Below are 19,524 nucleotides of genomic sequence, written 5' to 3'. Positions count from 1 at the left end.
ATTTTACATGGTAAAAACTGGATGTCGAAAGCCTAATACTCTAGTCAAATTCGGAATTTGGTTCACAGTAGTGAATTGCATTTTGGAATTTTAATTATTACTTTCGTTTATTATTAATTTTGATTATCATGAAATTTGCAATTGCATGTTCTGCAGTAATTCCATTACGACCAGAAGCCTCTGAAAAAAGCGAAATGCTTACCCAGATTATGTTTGGCGAACATTTAGAAGTCTTTGGCACTGTAGGAAACTGGGCAAATGTTAAAAACTCATTTGATGGATATTTGGGCTGGATTGATAAAAAAACTCTGGTTGAAATAGGTGAGAAACAGTACAATGAATTAAACGAGCAAGGCTTGGTTTACGTATTACCTGAACTATTTTCAAATGCTATTGACGATAATAATAATACATTTATTTTACCTGCCGGAAGTTCATTACCAAATTTTAATATAAATAATTCAACTTTTAACATAGCACAAAAGGTATTTAAATTAACACAGGCAATAACACAAAACAATAAATCGAAACGTGAACTTATTTGCGATTCAGCTTTAAATTTTATTAATTCGCCATACCTATGGGGTGGCAAAAATCCTTTCGGAATAGATTGTTCCGGGCTTTCTCAGGTTACATATAAAATAGCCGGTGTAGCTATTCCAAGAGATGCGAGCAAACAGGTTTCTGCAGGTGTGTCTGTAAATTTTTTAAGTGAAACAAAACCCGGCGATCTTGCTTTTTTTGATAATGAAGAAGGAATTATTACTCATGTTGGAATTTTGCTAAGTCCAAATAAAATTATTCATGCTTCTGGCAAAGTAAGAATTGATTCCATTGACCATCAGGGAATATACAACAACGAATTAAATAAATATACACATAAGCTACGAGTTGTTATGAATATGATTGGAGATATTTAAAATTCTTACAAAATAATTTACTACTTATTGTTATGTTTAAGGCATTAATAATATTCACACTTCTTATTTACATTTCATTAGATAATCATGCTCAAACTTACGTGTTTAAATTCAGAGCAGTAAAAGGAAAATTATGGGGATATGCCGACATTAACGGAAAAACAATTATAGAACCACAATATCCTTTTTGCAACGATTTTGCTGATAATGGAATTGCATTGGTTTTCTTTGTTAAATATGAGTATGGAGATTTTATCAGATTAAATGGAGAATACATAAAACCTGAACCAGAAGAATTTAGTCTTAACAATATTATGGGACGTGCAGTTCAGGGTTATGCAGAAGGATTCGTAGCCGTTAAAAATAACAATAAATGGGGTTATTTAAATTCGCAGGGAAAAATTGCAATTCCTTTTAAATATGACGAAGCTTCATACTTTAACAATGGTTACGCAATTGTTAAATCCGGAAAATCTTTTCTTGTTCTTGACACTACCGGAACCGAGACTAAAATAAATATCGATGAAATTAAATTGTGCAGACCATTTATAGAAGGTCGTGCCCCTATCTTTTTAAAAACAGACAAATTTGGATTTATCAACACTAAAGGGAACATTGTTATAGAACCAGAATTTGCAGGTGTTGGTTATTTTTATTCGGGTATAGCATGGGCAAGAGCCTTAAATAATAATATCGGATTTATTGACACTACAGGTAAATGGGTTATCGAACCTTTGTTTGACATTGCCATGGATTTTGATACCGAAAGCGGAATGGCACAGGTAAGAAAAGATGGTAAATGGGTATTTGTAAACAAAACCGGACAAATATTCGACTTCGATATGTCAGAAAGAATTATCGGATATTCTGAAGGTTTAGCAAGGGGAATAAAAGAAGGTCTGACAGGCTTTTATAACAATGAGGGCAAATGGATTATTCAACCAAAATACGAAAATGCAAGAGACTTTAAAAATGGTTATGCTGCCGTTGAATTTGAAGGAAAATGGGGTTTTATAGATAAAAAAGGGAATTGGATTATTCAACCAACATACTCAGCTTTAGGAGACGTTGTTATTGTTAAATAAACATTAAACAATGTTACTAAATTTTTAATTTGCACATATTCATTCGCAAATACAATCTGTAATTTTCAATAAAAACGATAAGAATAACTGAAAGCAAAAGGAGATTTTGCTTCGCAAGATAATAGTTGCGTGTCGTGGCACACAATGACAAAAGAATGCAGAGTATAACCGTCTGTGCACTACAGACCATGCTTCGCTTCGCCGCGGCGGACGAACTAGCAAACGAATGTTAGTTCGCCGCGGCCAATGTCATTGACTTAAGAAAATGTAATTTTGTTAATTCATTTGCTTACTTCTCGATACGCTTTGCTACTCGAAGTTGCAAATAGAAATTGTTCCTCAGCCGCAGAGCGGCTGAGGAACAAGCTAGAATGCTAGTCCGCCGCGGCGGCGAAGAGTTTAATCGAGAACTAATGAAACTGCAAAGCACCTACTTCTTTTACCTAGCCATGGTCATTGGATACAGACCAATGTAAGGAGTATGTGTTTTTAATCAAGTTTTTCAAAAATTATTTCCTGAACTCCGTATTTCCAGATATTGTCACCAAGTGTTTTTAACAAGCTAAAATCTTCGTCATAAACTTTTGCAAATATGTTACAACAATCTAGTCCCTTGCCCTCTCCATAATAAATACCCATGCAATTTGATGTTTTTGCTCTTGCAGGTTTTAATGGACCAAACACAACTTCGCCTGGTTCGGTAAATACCGAAGCATTTTCTTGAATAATATCCAGTGATGGTGCATTGTCAACCCATATCTCCTGCCCCGACACTCTTGCATGAAAAAATTTGCGGGTAAACGGCAGTAAAGTCAAAAATGCTTTAGATGTTACAGGTGCATTATCATTATATAATTTAAAACGGATAACCGTTTTGTCGGCTGTTCTAATTTGAAATCCTGTCATTATTTTGATTATTGTTAATTATTTTTGTTTCTGCCTTCTATAAACTGCCCTTTGGTCTGTTACTCACAAACTAGAGAGAGGTAATTAACTCATGGTAATTTGATTATTTTTTATTTCACTTTTATATAATAGTTCTTCAATATATGAAAATCTCTTAATCATTGAAATTGTAAAAAACACAAGCAATATATCTAAAAATGCCACAACAATTGTTAGAATTGTATAGAAAATCTGAACATATAGATTATCTATATCAAATGGTCTTATAGAAATAATATGCGTAAAAAGCCACAAAGTCCACCATAAACCTAAATAATAAGTTTTATAGTTTTTTCTGACAGATATTCCTCTTTGCAAAATCAAAATACTGTTATTTGTTATCATTTCTTTCATAATATAATAAGGTTTATATAATGAAACAACCGGAATAAACCACCATCCTATCGCCCATCCGCTTGCATATTCGCATTTTGAAAATCTTTTATGCAGATTATCATATGCCGACTTAAACCACTTAAGAAATATTATTGTTGAAAATACATAAACCAACAAATACACAATTATTACAACTAATTCCCGTATATTATTATTAAATATCATTTCGTTTGTAACAGGTAATCCTTTTTCTACAGAATCAAGAAGTTGGTATTGCATTGCTGATATTACTATAACTGCAATGTCAATTAAAATAAATACTGCTATAATGGCAATTGTATATCTTGCTTTTTTAATATTTGATTTTGTTCCTGAAACTTCTGAAATATTTATAATAAACTCTTCAATGGATGGCTTGGGAATAAATTTAAAATCTGCGCTAAGCAGACCTCTTTTTATCATCTCGCCAATAGTAGCATCAACCTTGTCGGTTGGTTCTTTATCCTTTTCGCGATATATTCTTTGTAATTCGCTTTCAGAATAACCTGCTACAATTTTTTCCCAATTATAATATGCCATTTACTGAATATTGTTAATTTAGAAACTGTTTTGAAATTTAGTTCTTGTTGTAAATAGTTCTCGATACAAAATAAACTTTGTTAACACTACATTTATTTTACTCGAACTAGCATTGTAAGTGTGCGTGTTCCTTGCTTTGTCGAGTACTCCGTCTGCGTAGTATATCGAGACAATGCATTGACTAAATAACGAAAACACATTATCATAAAACATAAAGTAAAATATTCTTAAAATTTCTAAATAGTTTTTTATATTTTTGATGTCCGCCATATTGAATAATCAGAAGATAACACCAAATAATAAATTTGTAGAATTTGTTATTATTTTTCCATCATTATATACAGGACCATCACTAATATCATATAAACCTAAGTTATTTCTAAGCTCAACTACATAGGACAATTTTTCTGAAGCCGGAATTAAAACGCCTACTCCTGCTGCAATTCCGAGGTCTAAATGTTTATATAACGGGGTGTAATCAAAAACAGATCTTGGTGTATTTGTACCTTTTGAAACTGCCGAACCTTTTATTAAATAGCTGAAAAACGGACCACCATTTATATAACATTTCGTACTTTTTCCGAATGAATAACGCAATAACAGCGGTGCCGACAGGTAATTAAAATTTGTTCGTGTAGTAAATTTACCTATTTCATCTCCAATAGCATTTGTCTCTGTTCCTGTTGCAATACAACCTTTTTTCTCGAATACAATATTTGTTGCAAGTGAAAACTGTTCCGAAACATTATATTGTAAAAAAATGCCTCCGGCATAACCCAATGTCGGGTCATTATATTTTTCCAACATTTCGTTACCTCTTAAAAATATCAGGCTGGGAGCAACTTCAATTCCTAAATTAATTTTAGATTGTTGCCCAAAAGCCATAGAAGTTATAGCAAAGAGCAGAATAATAATTATTATTTGTTTCATAATATTTAGATTACAACAAATCAAATATATAAATAAAGTTTAATATAACAAATGATAATTACATAGTAATACCTGTAACAAATTACAAGCAGATATTTACATTTTTTATTACAGATATATGAGCTTAGTTACAAACTGAACTGTAAAGAGGACTGTGAGGCATAAACTAGGGATTCAAAACTGAAAAGGAGGAACAAAGTTATTAAGTTTATAAAACAGTTTTTTATTTCCTGTTTTATAACTTTTTTCTTTATTATTTATGTTTGCTTCATAATTTATTAAAAAGCTGCCCGAAAAATTCGGACAGCCTTATTTTATTCTTTATATAACAATTTGCTTAGTATAAACACTTAAATCATTAAACTGTACTTGCACAATATAAGTACCGTGTGCAATACCTGCTGTACTTATACTTGCAGAATATGAGTTAATATTATTTTGTAATGCAACAACAACACCATTAGCACTTGTTACAGTAACATTCTTTATCCTTTTACCTGACTGTACAATTATGCTGGTGTTTGACAAATATACATTTGTGCTATCAGGGTTCTCTATAATTGGTACTCCAGTACTTACTGTTGTTTGACCTACATGAAATGGATAATTTGGAATTTTGCAAAAAGCATATTTATCGATAGTCATTGTATATGCTTTTGTACCACCTCCAAGGGCATGTATCCATCCGTAATAATTATTGCTGCCATTTGTAATTCTAATTCCCCAATATACATCAGGATAATCAAGGGGATTCCAAAAATCACTTCCAGTATGCCAGTTTATGGATGGATTATTTAACGAATCTGTATTTGTCAAACTGAATAAGTATGAATTAACATTGCTGTTTAAACTACCTACAAAAGGGTACATTGGAGATGGAAAAGTTGTATAATAAAACCTGAAATCCAAAACACCATCCTGGTTTAAGTCAATGCGCAAAGAATCATTTTGGCTTATTGAGCCATACAAAACCACATCAGGAATATAATCATAAAAAATGATGTTAGTGTCTGCTAATGTTTGCTTTGTTTGTGAAAAACAATTGAAAGTTGAAAATTGAAAGCTTAAAGTTGCTAAAGCAATCAATATAAATATTTTTGTTTTCATATTTTACTTTTTTTTATATTATAATTTGTTTATTGAGGGCAAGGATGAGTAATCAAATCCAATTCGCTGTCCAATGGCACTTCAAAATCTTTATTAATTGTTATGCCATCAGTAGCTCTAAAAACAGCTTTACTGCTTGCTGGAACTGCAATAGTGGTTCCGTTACCATCGATCGTAATTGTTTTTTTTACACTATAATAATATGCCAATAATTGGGAATTATTCTGAATTACTGCATTTGTATCGCAACCACATTTTAGTTGATTTACATGAACGTAATCAATGGTCATATTATTTGGATATGTGGCAATAACACTTGGAATAGGTATTTTAGTATAATAATCTAAAGCCCAAGCGTCAACTGCATAATTAAGAATTATTTTCATATAATTTTCTGGAACCGAATCACCCAGATATTCTGAAATAACTTTATTATCGAAATACCAGATAACCCTTTTAGGGGACCATTCGGCAGCATAGGTATGCCAACTGTACATGTCGGAATCAGGTGGTGCAACATAATAACAATGGTCGCCATAACGATTAATTACATTAGGAACATTGCTATAATATAATCCACCATTAAAAATACGGGCAGAATCTGATGTCGGATGCTGATATGTAAATAACTGTTCCCATGAATGCTCCATTATGTCAATTTCTCTGTAACAATCGTTACAATACCAGTTAAACAACCAAAAGGCTGGAAATGCACCCCTATTTGAAGGTAATTTGCAACGTGCCTCGAAATAGCCATATTTAAATGTTTGAACAGATGTAAGAGAACCTGACCAATAATAAAGAAGGGTATCTACAGTATCCCGACTATGACCCGGCACTAAATCATATGTTCTCCAAGGGATAAGCCCACCATTGTATTCTGCATGCAATATAGCGTTACCATTTGTTGTATCAATTATAGCATTTGCTTTTCTAAAGACTTCATGTTCCCAAGATGCTTGCATATGTATGGTATTTCCATCATATGCAGCCTGCCACTTATTTTGATAAACAGAATCAACCCAATAATAACTCCATGGAGAGCGCGGTCCATTAAATTCATCACCGAAAACCGGAGTTGTATTCCAGTTTTTATCGTTAGTTATCAATTGCGCTTGCATATTTTTTATTAATGCAGTTAAAGCAAAGGTAATCAATAACAAAAACAAAATCAACTTTTTCATATTCTATTATTTTTAGTTGATTATTCTGTTAAAATCATTTTCTTTGTATCGACCTCTTTGCCATTTGCAATAAGACTGTACATATACATTCCGGGTTGCAGTTCGCCTCCATTTATTTCAATATTTCCATTACCTGTTGAATTAATAGGATATGTTTTAATTAGTTTTCCGTTCATGTCAAAAACAAGGAGTGATGCCATGGTGCTTTCATTTGGCAAATAATATCGTATAGTTGTTTTTTCTTTAAATGGGTTTGGTATATTTTGGTATAGAGATGGATTTGAACTTCCATTTTGTTTTTCTATTGAATTATTTTCACCGTTACCACCAGAAATAATTGTTGATTTTTCAGTACTACTTGGTTTAATGTTACAACAGTTAACAAGGTCGGTTTCCACAGTATTTAAGCGATATTCCTGATTTTTTATTGTAACTTGTTGTTCTTTTATAGCTTCAATCAAAATTGGTATTAATCCATCATAGTTTACAGCAAGATAACCTGTAGAATCGGTCTGAACTAATTCCGGCAATATTGCTTGAACTTCCTGTGCAATTACTCCATAAGTGAAACCTGATGGAAAATTCATTTGAGGAAATGCAGCACTGTTATAAGAATATCTTACACCGTTAAGTTGGTTCAATTTGTCAATTGCTGTTGCAACAGGGGTAATGTTTTGTTTATATTGAATATCAGAACTATAATAACCTTGATAGCTATAAGTAGTCCCCCAAACAGTCAACATATGAGGTGTTGGAGAAAAAACGGCACCAATTTGAGTTTTTCCGTTTCCAAAAACACAGAATTTATCGACTCCTGAAATTTGTGATACTATTGATTTAGTTGCAGTATCTAAAACTTGAGAAACAAAATTGTAACCAAATGTTCCCGTTGCGTTTTTAAAAACTCGCAAACTTGTAGCATTGTAATTGGTTTGTTGGATATAAACTTTTCCCTGATTACTTGAAGATGTTACTCCAATACAAACATCCCCATCAGACTCCACTCTTAATTTTTCGGAACCTCCTATTGTGAAACCTAAAATATTGGTTGCAGGATGAAAAATTCCGGTTGTTGAATCATTTACCCAAGAATATTCAGGCGAAGAAGCGGTTGTTGTACCGTTTTTTCCCCTTATGTATGGAGAAAAAGAACTGATTGTTGTACCTGATGTGAAAACTGCGCTACCAGTTACGTGAAATGGTCTTGAAGGATTAGTATTTTTAATACCAACATTTCCATTTGTTAATACTTTTAATTGTGCAAAAGAAATAGCTGTAGTAGCTAAACAGATAAACGAAATCAAAAATAGTTTTCTCATAGTTTGAAATTTTAGGGTTAATATTAAAGACATAAATAATTTCCTTTCTAACTATAGTCGTTTATGTATTCAAAAAGTAACCCAGTCATTTCATTTTTTTACAAAAAAAAGGGCATGGGAATTACATTAAATGAAATAAAGGCTCTCGCGAAGCCCGCATACAAATAAGCAACCCCACGCCTTTGGCGTGGCGTATTACTTATTATTCCTGTATGCTTGAAAAACTGCGAGATTTTTATTTCAGAATAACAATAAACGCTACAAATATTATTTAAAGAACGTATTCTAACATTTTCATGTTCAAGTTTCAAATTTACAATACTTTTATTTGAAAGACAAAATATTTTAATAAAATATACATAAAAGTATTTGAAAATTGTTATTACATAAAAGTACATTTTAAACTTAATGCTACATTTTAAACAAAAAACACTTTAGGATTATTTACTGCAATAGCTGTAAAGTTTTCTTCGCCTATATATGCACGCAGATCGAGTGCAAAGCGGCGTTCGGTAGCTTCGGTTTCTACCATATAATAATCGGAGCCAAAAAGTATTTTGTTTTTAAGCACAGTATCGCTTAACAATACTTTTAATAATGGGAAATATTCCTGTTCGCTAAGTGTAAAAGAAATATCGGTATATAAATTTTCGTATTTTGGTATCATATCTTTTATTGTAACAAACCAATTATCGTTACTACCGGGGTTTTCTAAATATTCATTCCAGAAATATGAGGAGCCAAAATGTGCCAGACATAATTTAAGAGTTTTAAAATCATTTAAAACATATTCCCAGTTTTTTGGGTTAGTAAAATTGGCACAAAGCTCTTTTCGTTTTTTACCTTTATAATCTATAGGTATTTTAGATTTTGATAACAACGTACGCAATTCTTTATCCTTTCCTTTAAAATGAACAGGATTATAAGGACTGCAATGAGTAATTACAGGCAAATTATTTTTAACACAATATTCGTAAACAGGATAAAGCCTTTCATCGTATGGGAAAATACCAAGTGAAGGATAAATTTTTACTCCCTTTATTCCCCACTCTTCAACAGATTTTTTAAGAAGTTCCATAAATCCCTCTCTACGCGGGTCGATATGAATAAAAGGAATTATCTGAGGATATTTTTTTGTTAAATCAGAAAGCTCTATTATTTGCTCGTCGTATTTTCGTGGTACATCGCCTGCTCCCATAAATGCCATATCCATGGGCAGAATTGCAAATTTTGTGTCATCTGGATAATACCTTCTACATTCGTTAAAAATATTTTCCTGCGAGCCAAGTCGTCCAATCCTAACAAATTTCACATATCTGTCATATGTATCTTTATCCGAAAACGGATTCAGGTAATTTAATGCTTTTGAGATTAAATTAAAACCTACAGTAGTTGAAAGAATTCTAACCAGTCCCAACGGTAAAAATTTACGTGGCACATCGGTATCTTTAAACGTATGAATGTGGCAGTTGTAGAACATAGTTTGTTGTTTTTTTTATTTATTTTTAATTTCTGCAATTTATATATTTTATTTAAAATACTTTAAATATTAAACAATTAGTCTTTATCATTAAAATAAAGATCCATTAATCTTTCATATACAATATTTGCAGTTTTAATATCTTTTGTATACAAAATCTTAAATTTATTGTCGCTATTTTTCTTATTACTAAAAAAATTAATAACAATATCTTTTAGTAAACCTTTGTCGGCAACTGTAATTTTCTGCACTTCATGCAAAATATTTACAATAATAATTACAGCGGTGCCATTTCTGTATTTGCATACTGCATCTACATTAAACCATTCGGTAGTAGTTTCAATTTCTGACTGATACTCCAAATCAGAAATCCATTCTTTTTTGCTGAATACATTTGCCATAACCATATTTTTAAGTTATTAAAATGAATTATACCTATTAAATAATTCCTATAGTCGAAGATGATATCAATTAGTAACCATTAAAATTTAAAAAAAATAAAAAAAAATATTTATTTACTTTTGGGGTTACTATTTCACTTTTCATCGACTATGGGGTACGGAACTGATATGACAAATGACAAAATAATTGAAGGATTAAAGTCTAACAGTTCTGAGGTTCTTAACTTTATATATCAAAACTATTACCCGGTGATTGAAGAGATTATATTATATAAGTATTATGGCAATAAGGATGATGCAAAAGACATCTTCCAAGATGGCCTATTAACGGCTTATTCAGCTTTAATGGCTGATCCTCCTTTAATACTTCAGTATAAATTCATCACTTTTCTGATAGCCGTATGTAAAAGAAGAATGATTGATAAAATAAGAACCACTAAAAGAAAATTAATAATTGATGAGAATATAGAAATTGAATCGGACACTAATATTATAGGTTATATAACTAATGAAGACAGAAAAAGACTAATAGCAAAGCATTTTAGTAAGCTGGGCGAAAAATGTAAAGAACTATTAAGATTATTTATTGAGGGAAATTCAATAACTGAAGTCACTCTAAAATTAAACATGAGTAGTGAACAATTTACAAAAAACAGAAGACTAAGGTGTAAACAAGAATTATTTAAGAAGATTTATAATGATCCACTATTAAAAGAATTAAGCGATGGAAAACCATGGACTATTCGAGAGATACCTAGATGGTAGTATGTCGGAAACAGAAAAAACCGATTTTTTAAAACAATTATCAACCGATAAAGTCTTAGAAAAAGAGTTTGCATTATATAATGAAGTAAACAATGTTATATATGACTATAATAAAAGAGCCGATTTTAAGGAGGCATTAAATAATGCCGAATCAAGATATTTTTACTCAATGGCTCCTGAAAAGAATATAGAAAAATCAAAAAATAACAGGTTCTTCATTTATAAAATTGCAGCTTCTGTTGCATTAATTGTTTCAATTTCGGTATTCGGCTATTACATTTTTTATTCTAAACAATCCAATAAGGAATTATATGCACAGTATTATAAACCTTTAAATATTGATGCAATTTCGCGTTCTGCAGATGATTCGTTATTAAATATAGAAAAAGGATTTATTGCATATCAGAATGGCAAATATGATGAAAGTATAAAACTGCTTTCGCACGAAAACAGCAGTAGCAATATATTGGTAAATCTGGTAAAAGGTTTGTCGTACATGGAACTTGGCAATTTTACCATGGCAGAAAGTTTATTACTTGATGCATCAAAAGATGAAACTAATGGTATGCACGAAGATTGCCTTTGGTATCTTTCTTTGACATATATTCAGCTAAACAAACCTGAAAAAGCAATTCCGGTTTTGCAAAAACTTATTGACAATAAATCAGTTTATGTAAAAGAGGCTGAGAAATTGATTAAGAAGATAGAATAAATAACAATTTTCAAAAATTATGTAATGTGGTCTGTAGCGCACAGACCAGAGGATTCATTTGATGTCGGGTCTTTTGACCCGACATTCAAATATTAAAACAGTCAGGTCGAAAGACCTGACTGCAGATACAAAATCCTGGTTGTTACTTCGTCCGCCGCGGCGGAGCGAAGCGTATCGAGAAGTAACAGAACCAAAATTCCTGAAGTTCTCGATAAACTCTCCACCGCGGCGGACTAGCATAATTGATAATTTCAACCAATAATATTGCTATTTAGCCCACCGCTCCGCCGCTACGGAGAAAGCGAAGCATATCGAGAAGTAACAGAACCAGAATGCATATAGTACTCAACAAACTCGAAAAGCAACACGATAAGCAAAGCAATATGAGATTGCGTGTCGTAGCACGCAATGACGAAAAATGTAGAGTAGAGATCAGTCCTTACACCCAGACCACAGGTACAGAAAAATCCCGGTTGCTACTTCGAGTGCGAAGCATATCGAGAAGTAACGAAACCAGAATACATATAGTGCTCAACAAACTCGAAAAGTAACACATTAAGCAAAGCAATATGAGATTGCGTGTCGTGGCACGCAATGACGAAAAATGGAAATAAGATTTATTTTATACTTTTACATTCAGAAAAGCAATCCTACTAAAAAATTATTTATGACTTCAATTAAATTATCTTCATTTTACGTAATATATTTTCTTATTTCTACACTTGTTTTATTAACATCGTGCAAATCTATAGAAAAAAGAACTGAACTTATTCACAAAAAAGCTTTCACCATCGACTCTCATTGCGACAGTCCATTAGTATTAATGAGTGAAGACTTTGACATTGGGAAATCGCATAATGCAAAAGAAACAGGAACCAAATATGATATTCCACGAATGGAGGCAGGTGATCTGGATGCTTCGTTTTTTGCAGCATTTGTTGGACAGGGAAATCAGGATAGCATAGGATTGGAAAAAGCATTTAATCAGACCAACCAGATTATTGATGCAGTTTATAAAGCAATAAATGCTTATCCTGCCAAAGCTGAAATTGCGATTACTCATGAAGATGGTTATCGTTTAGAAAAAGAAAATAAACGAGCCATTTATTTAGGAATTGAAAACGGCTATGCTTTAGCAGACAAAATTGAGAATATTGATTATTTCTACAAAAAAGGTATTCGCTACATAACATTAGTTCATACAAGAAATAACCACATAGCAGATTCGTCAACAGACACTACTTTATTTAAAGGATTATCCCCATTTGGTGAGCAAGTTGTTAAAAGAATGAACAATCTGGGTATTATGATTGACGTATCACACGCTTCCGACAGCACATTTTACGATGTTCTTAAATTATCAAAGACACCGGTTATTGCTTCTCACTCTTGCTCCCGTGCATTATGTGATAACCCACGAAATCTTTCAGATGAAATGCTCATTGCACTTGCTAAAAATGGTGGTGTAATTCAAATGTGTATTTTAAGTGATTATGTAAAAAAGATGCCTTCTTATCCTGCAAGAGATAGCGCACATGCAGCATTTGAAATTAAACACAGCAATTGGGCAAACTATAACGATGAACAAAGAAGAAACGGGATTAGGGAATGGCATCAGCTTGATGTAAATTATCCACCTATTTTGGCTAATGTTACAGATGTTATTGATCATATTGATCACATGGTGAAGATAGCTGGAATCGATCATGTTGGCATAGGAACTGATTTTGATGGAGGTGGCGATGTTATTGGTTGTTACGACGTATCTGAAATGAAAAACATAACAAAGGAACTTGTAAAACGTGGCTATACCGAAGAACAGATTATTAAAATATGGGGTGGTAATTTTATGAGGGTTTTTAAAGAAGTAGAAAAATTTAAAACAAGTAATTAAGATAATTTATACGAAGTGAGGAGCCTCACTCGCAAGATGCGAGCGAGTGAAAAGAAAATCCCGGTTGCTACTTCGTCCACCGCTCCGCCGCTGCGGAGGAAGCTAAGCATATCGAGAAGTAACAAATGAGATTGCGTGTCGTGGCACGCAATGACGAAAGAAGAACATCATGGCTAGCATGACCCGCCATCTCACTAACAGTGACATGAAGATATAAACCATTTAAAATAATTACAAATACCTAATCGCTTCGCTGCCGCAGCGGATAGAGCAAAGAAAATCGAGAAAGAACTCAGTTTTACTACTTAAATCTTCTTCTAACAAAAACAAAAGCCAGTGCCAATATTGCAAGAGAAACTGACGAAGTATAAAACATTTTGTTTATATGCGAATCGATTTCAACCGGTGACTTATCGCCTATAACAACATATCCTGCCCAATAATAAGGATGAGATTTCATAGGACTGGTTTGAGTAATATATTCAGTTTTCGCTTTCTGCAAGGCCTCCGCTTTATTATCTCCAAGTGACAAATTACTATAAAAATATTTCATCAAATCAGTACTGCTTAAGTCGCTTATAGACCATAGTGTCATTACAACACTTGGGCAACCTGCATAAGAAAAAGATCTTGCTAAACTCATAACACCTTCACCTTTTCTAAGTTTACCAGTTCCAGTATTACATGCACTTAATACTACCATATCAGGGTTTAAATTCATATTATAAATTTCCCATGCATAAAGAAAACCATCATTTCCTTTTCCGCCATTCTCGAATATTAACCTCGAATTACCCGAATCATCAGCATCAGCCTGACCGTGCATTGCCATATGAATAATTGAATAATCATTTGCCCTGTTTTTAAATTCTGTTTCGGTTGCTTCGTTATTAAAAAAATAATCGCCATTTAAAATACCGTTAAAACTATTTACTTCCTCTTTTGCTCCCCTTAACGGTGAATAGAATGAACGTGTTACAACTTCAGCTATTGCCGAATTTGACGAAGTATAACCTGGGGCAAAAGCAAGAATATTTTTAGGTGTTTTATTATCAGTCTTCCCTGAACTGCAGTATAATGTAGCAGAATTAGCATAGCTTACAGATCTTTCCTTTATTAAATATGGCAGATAACGATAATCTACATGTGAGTTGTTATAGTTATTTGTTAGCAAAGTTTCAAAAGGCAATAAATTCAGTACACCATCAGAAACAATAATAAGTGAGTTCTTCTTTATAAGATTCTTTACAGGTTTAAGTATTACTGAATACAAGCTATAAGAATTCTGAATAAAGGAATTAAAACCTTTAATAGTTGTGGCATCAGCACCTGCACAAGAAATCTCATCAATGTATTTATACATATTTTCTTTAAAATTACCGGGTAAAACCGTTTTAATAAAATCTTTTCCGGTTTTACTAATAATTATTGTGTATAATGTTGAATCTGCAAGAATATATTCAACCAGACTTTCAGTATTCAATAACTTTTTTTGTACAGCAGCAATACTCATACATTCAGAAGAAATCCACGAATCGTATAATTTCGGATATTTATCTTTTAACATCGTGAAGAATGCTTCCTGATCATCATACAATTTATAAAGCTGTTCTTTTAATTTTGATGCCTCTATTGAATTTGACATTGGTATTTTACGTTCCAGACTAGAAATTTCTTTTCGTAATTTCTGGTCCTTCTGATATAGTGAGTATTGTTGTGAGCCTTCAGGGAATTTATTTAACAATGAAACTTTTTCACGTAACACAGTTGCTTTATTTCTCTCCGAAATATTAAAAGCGGTGTTTAAATATTCATCTTTGCCAGATATTTTATACAGCTCATATGCAACCTGTACAGCCGAATTATAAATTGAGTTCTCATTTTCTGTTAGCAATAGTTTATCTTCATCAAACTGGTTTGCACTTCTTATCTTTTCTAACAAATAAATAGCTTCATTATAACAAAGAAGGCTTTTTTCAAGTTGTGCTTCCTTTCCTTTACTCATAACAAATAATGCAGAAGCTTTTCCTTTTAATGCTTTTAAATATGCCACAGGGTATACAACAGAAGCCGATTTTGGAAATAATTTTTTCTCGCTTATTAATGATTCTGAACTTGCAGCTAACAAAGCTTTATCAAAATTTATCAGAGCATTGTTATAATCCTTACTATCCAGATAAATATTTGCAATAGATGTTAATGCTATTGAACTAGAACTACTTTTTTGTCCCATTACCTGTTGAATAAGCTTACATGACTTTTTCCCCATTGCAATTGCTTCTTTAGACCTACCCATTTTCATTAGTAGTTCAGAATAATTCTGATAGTCTTTAGAAAGATTATGAATATTTATTGGATTTTGTTTTTGTCTGAAGAAAAGTGCTTTTTTAAAATGTTCATTGCTCTTTGAATATTCACCTAAAGCAGAATATGCTAATGCATAATAATCATACAAGTTTGCCTTTGCGTCAGGAGTAATATTTTTTGAATAAACCAAAGCCGAATCAAGAAATTTAATAGATTCTAAATAATCTTTTTTTAAGAAATAATTAACTCCAACTGAACAAAATAATTCAAAATCATCTATATTATTAGATGATCTCAACCTTTTTTTATACAATAATATTTTATTATAAAACATCTCAGCTTTTGAGAAATCACTTATTTTAGAATAAATATTAAGCAAATTATGACTAAGTGAAATTAAAGAAAGATATTTAGTATCGTCATTAATTGCATTACATTCATCGTAGGCAATTTTAAGATACTTCAAGCTTTTTGAATAATCCTCTAAGTACCTATATACCAAACCCAAACACTGATAATGATATGCTCTAGCTTTATTACTCGAAAAAGTATCCTTTTTTTCTAAAATACTTAAAAAAGGGAGAATGTTAATATCATTATTACAAATATTATTTTTAAAATTCAATTGAGCTATTTCTAATAATGCATAATCAAAACTCATTGAATAAATCAACCACAAAGAATCTGAAATTAAATCAATTTTATTTAAATAAATACTCGCATCTTTTAGTTTATTTTGTTTTAAACAACTTCTTTCCAATTCCAAAATAATTGAGAAATCATTATCTTTTTTATAAAATAATGCTTTCTTATATGCTATTTCTGCTTCAACAAAATCGCCTTTACAATAATTATAATAACCTAATGAAAAAAAGTAATCTGATTTTAATTCATTTTTTACATTAATTGAATTTAAAATAATTAATGAATAATTTAATTCATCTTTTGCTTTATTAAATTCTTTAATCGAAGTATAACAATTTGAAATTATTAAATGAATAGATAATTCCTTTTTGCTTAACTTATTTTGTTTGCTGATTACAAGCGCTTCGGTAAAATAAAACAATGCACTATCTATTTCAAAAACAGATAAACGAATATTTCCTTGTTCTATTAAACTATTAACTTTCTTTTCATTATTAGAATAAATATTTCTCGCAATAATATTCTTAGTATTAATACTAAGAATTAAAAGACAAAAGAATAAAATCATTATTGCTTTCATTCTCAAATAAAAAGTGCAACTCCAAAGATACGGAATTTAGACTTTCAACATAATTTTTTAATAAAAAATAGATTATCGTGGTTACTAATTACATCTCATTCGACTATGGGTTGTAATTAAAAAAATAATCTATTATGAAAAACATTCTTAAAACTTTCAGTATAATAGCAATAGTTGCTATTATAAACTTAGGATTTTCAAACATTATAAAAGCAAACACAGAAGATCCTCCTATTGGAACAGAAAATCCTCCTCCTCCACCTCCTCCACCTATTAAACCTCCTACTCAATTAACTTTCTAATTTATAAAGCCAAAGAAAATTCTTTGGCTTTATTGTTTACAACAAAAATAAAATGCTAATAAACATTTGAAAAAGAAGTTAAAACAAAGTATTTTTATAAATATTTATTTACTTCTTAATTAAAAATCATGAAAATCAGACAATTCATATTTACGTTAATAATGCTATTGTTTGCAACAAATATTTTTGCAGGTACTCAATACTACAGGCTTTCTTTTCGAGATGACCCATCAACAACTATGGTAATTGGCTGGAGTGATCTTGGAACTTCTACAAATGCAATAGTTTATTATGGTACAACAGACTTTGGAACAAATTACCTAAGCTACCCTTTAAATAAAATGATTGACAGATCTGTTAATTATAAAGGCTTAAACAATAGGTTTGCAAGACTTACAGGATTGTCGCCAAATACAGTTTACTACTTTGTTATACACGATGATGAAGGCACAAGCACAAGAATGATTTTTAAAACCTTACCCGATAATGCAAATACTCCTATAACCTTTGTTTCAGGTGGCGATAGCAGAACTGGAATAATTGGCGAATTTGAATATAGTCAGTGCAGAACAAGAAGACAGGATGCAAACAGACTTGTATCAAAAATACGCCCTTCATTTATTGCATTTAGCGGAGATTATGTTTTTTCTATTCCTGACATTTATATTTCATCAACAAATGCAGCATGGGCAGATTGGTTTGCCGACTGGCAGCTCACTTTGACAACAGACGGTCAGCTGACACCACTTGTTCCTGCTTTTGGTAATCATGAACTAACAGATGATGTTTATAATATGTTTGATGTACCAAATAACAACACATACTATTCTTTAAGTATTGGCGGTAAATTACTTCGTTTATATACATTAAATACAGAACTAAATTGTGATGTGTCGCAACAATCATGGCTTTCAACCGATTTACAATTGCATACAAATAACAGCAGTGAACCATATTGGAAATATGTTCAGTACCATTATCCATTTGTTCCACATGCATATTACACTCCAAACACAACACTAATTAATTGCTGGGCTTCATTATTCCAGTTAAATAAAGTAAGACTTATATCAGAATCACATGCTCATATCATTAAAGTTACATGGCCAATTGTTACATCTTCTGCTACCGGAAACGACAATGGATTTATAAGAGATGATGCTAATGGCATTGTATACATCGGAGAAGGAAGCTGGGGTGCTCCGTTAAGAGATTTATACACTAATTTTTCAGCTGATGCAGCATTCAACTGGACAAGAAATCAGGAAAAAATGCCGGGCTTTCAGATTATTTGTGTAACAAAGCAAAAAATTGAAATAAGAGTTGCCAAACTTGAAAATGTAATTAATGTTGGACAGGTTCAATTAAATGATCCACCATGTACACTACCACCAAATATTGTATTATGGGCTCCAACTAATGGAAGTGTTGTAACAATTTACAACAATAATTTATCATCTGATGCTTCTTTAATGACACTGCAAACAAGTTCAGGCACATTAAACCCTGTTTTTAATTCATCAGTATTAAGTTATAATGTTAACCTTCCTGCAGGAACAACAATTGTGCCTACTGTTACTGCTACAATAAGTAATCCAAATGCCACACTACAAATAACTCAGGCAAATAACTTAACCGGAACAATTGCAGACAGAACAGCCACAGTTCAGGTTATTGCAGAAGACGGTATAACAATTAACACATATAGTGTACTGTTTAACGTTAACCAATCAGGAATTAACGAAATTACTGCAGGGAAATATGCAATAGTATATCCTAATCCGGGTAAAGACATTTTCAATATTGAGTTTTTTGAAAAACAACATAAAATTGATATAGAAGTATACAACTCAATGGGAAGATTAATAAAATCCGATAAAGTTTCTAAAATTTCTAATTATAAACTGAATCTTTCAAATGAAGAAACAGGTACTTATTTTATTATTATTAAAAATGAAAAATTATTAGATAAGTTCAAGATAATTCTGATTAAATAAATAATTCATAACATTTTGTTATTACTGTAACAAAGT

16 protein-coding genes are annotated in these 19,524 nt (G+C 31.6%); 7 read left to right on the top strand and 9 right to left on the bottom strand.

Annotation, left to right across the window (positions count from 1 at the left end; all coding sequences use genetic code 11):
- Nucleotides 1–128 precede the first annotated feature (128 nt).
- Both HY951_10740 and HY951_10735 read left to right on the top strand, forming a co-directional pair.
- Nucleotides 129–920, top strand: coding sequence for a C40 family peptidase (locus HY951_10740; GenBank protein MBI5540525.1), 792 nt, complete (start codon nt 129–131; stop codon nt 918–920).
- Nucleotides 921–952: 32 nt separating this feature from the next.
- Nucleotides 953–2,005: a WG repeat-containing protein gene (locus tag HY951_10735; GenBank protein ID MBI5540524.1), complete on the top strand. Its 1,053-nt coding sequence runs from the start codon at nt 953–955 to the stop codon at nt 2,003–2,005.
- A 489-nt stretch (nt 2,006–2,494) separates the two neighbouring features.
- Here HY951_10735 and HY951_10730 read toward each other — a convergent pair whose 3' ends face one another.
- From HY951_10730 to HY951_10695, 8 genes are all read right to left on the bottom strand, one after another.
- Nucleotides 2,495–2,911 carry a DUF3830 family protein gene (locus HY951_10730; protein MBI5540523.1) on the bottom strand — a complete coding sequence of 139 codons (417 nt, stop codon included), beginning with the start codon at nt 2,909–2,911 and terminating at the stop codon, nt 2,495–2,497.
- An 84-nt stretch (nt 2,912–2,995) separates the two neighbouring features.
- Nucleotides 2,996–3,865, bottom strand: coding sequence for a DUF4328 domain-containing protein (locus HY951_10725; GenBank protein ID MBI5540522.1), 870 nt, complete (start codon nt 3,863–3,865; stop codon nt 2,996–2,998).
- Between the two features lie 279 nt (nt 3,866–4,144).
- Nucleotides 4,145–4,795: a PorT family protein gene (locus HY951_10720; protein ID MBI5540521.1), complete on the bottom strand. Its 651-nt coding sequence runs from the start codon at nt 4,793–4,795 to the stop codon at nt 4,145–4,147.
- 321 nt (nt 4,796–5,116) lie between these two features.
- Nucleotides 5,117–5,902: a T9SS type A sorting domain-containing protein gene (locus HY951_10715; GenBank protein ID MBI5540520.1), complete on the bottom strand. Its 786-nt coding sequence runs from the start codon at nt 5,900–5,902 to the stop codon at nt 5,117–5,119.
- 29 nt (nt 5,903–5,931) lie between these two features.
- Nucleotides 5,932–7,086 carry a glycoside hydrolase family 16 protein gene (locus HY951_10710; GenBank protein ID MBI5540519.1) on the bottom strand — a complete coding sequence of 385 codons (1,155 nt, stop codon included), beginning with the start codon at nt 7,084–7,086 and terminating at the stop codon, nt 5,932–5,934.
- Nucleotides 7,087–7,106: 20 nt separating this feature from the next.
- Nucleotides 7,107–8,405, bottom strand: coding sequence for a tail fiber domain-containing protein (locus tag HY951_10705; protein ID MBI5540518.1), 1,299 nt, complete (start codon nt 8,403–8,405; stop codon nt 7,107–7,109).
- Nucleotides 8,406–8,823: 418 nt separating this feature from the next.
- Nucleotides 8,824–9,885 (bottom strand): amidohydrolase family protein, encoded by a 1,062-nt coding sequence (locus tag HY951_10700; protein ID MBI5540517.1) that lies wholly within the window; start codon nt 9,883–9,885, stop codon nt 8,824–8,826.
- Between the two features lie 77 nt (nt 9,886–9,962).
- Nucleotides 9,963–10,286 (bottom strand): hypothetical protein, encoded by a 324-nt coding sequence (locus tag HY951_10695; protein MBI5540516.1) that lies wholly within the window; start codon nt 10,284–10,286, stop codon nt 9,963–9,965.
- Nucleotides 10,287–10,436: 150 nt separating this feature from the next.
- Here HY951_10695 and HY951_10690 point away from each other — a divergent pair, with 150 nt between their 5' ends.
- The 3 genes from HY951_10690 to HY951_10680 all read left to right on the top strand — a co-directional run bounded on the left by HY951_10690 (nt 10,437) and on the right by HY951_10680 (nt 13,657).
- A complete protein-coding gene (locus HY951_10690; GenBank protein ID MBI5540515.1) occupies nt 10,437–11,051 on the top strand; it encodes a sigma-70 family RNA polymerase sigma factor in 615 nt (204 codons plus the stop codon).
- Nucleotides 11,011–11,763, top strand: coding sequence for a hypothetical protein (locus tag HY951_10685; GenBank protein ID MBI5540514.1), 753 nt, complete (start codon nt 11,011–11,013; stop codon nt 11,761–11,763). Before HY951_10690 ends, HY951_10685 begins: the two co-directional genes overlap by 41 nt.
- A 667-nt stretch (nt 11,764–12,430) precedes the next feature.
- Complete coding sequence (locus tag HY951_10680; GenBank protein MBI5540513.1) at nt 12,431–13,657, top strand: membrane dipeptidase; 1,227 nt, start codon at nt 12,431–12,433, stop codon at nt 13,655–13,657.
- Nucleotides 13,658–13,958: 301 nt separating this feature from the next.
- On the opposite strand, the gene HY951_10675 is transcribed toward HY951_10680, so the two are convergent.
- Nucleotides 13,959–17,189, bottom strand: a complete 3,231-nt coding sequence (locus HY951_10675) for a CHAT domain-containing protein (protein ID MBI5540512.1) — start codon at nt 17,187–17,189, stop codon at nt 13,959–13,961.
- A 134-nt stretch (nt 17,190–17,323) separates the two neighbouring features.
- Here HY951_10675 and HY951_10670 point away from each other — a divergent pair, with 134 nt between their 5' ends.
- Together HY951_10670 and HY951_10665 are read left to right on the top strand one after the other, a co-directional pair.
- A complete protein-coding gene (locus HY951_10670; GenBank protein ID MBI5540511.1) occupies nt 17,324–17,491 on the top strand; it encodes a hypothetical protein in 168 nt (55 codons plus the stop codon).
- A gap of 128 nt (nt 17,492–17,619) precedes the next feature.
- Nucleotides 17,620–19,488, top strand: coding sequence for a T9SS type A sorting domain-containing protein (locus HY951_10665; protein MBI5540510.1), 1,869 nt, complete (start codon nt 17,620–17,622; stop codon nt 19,486–19,488).
- Nucleotides 19,489–19,524 lie beyond the last annotated feature (36 nt).

Source organism: Bacteroidia bacterium, assembly GCA_016218155.1.
GTDB lineage: Bacteria > Bacteroidota > Bacteroidia > Bacteroidales > GWA2-32-17 > GWA2-32-17.
This window is presented reverse-complemented; position numbering and strand designations above follow the sequence as displayed.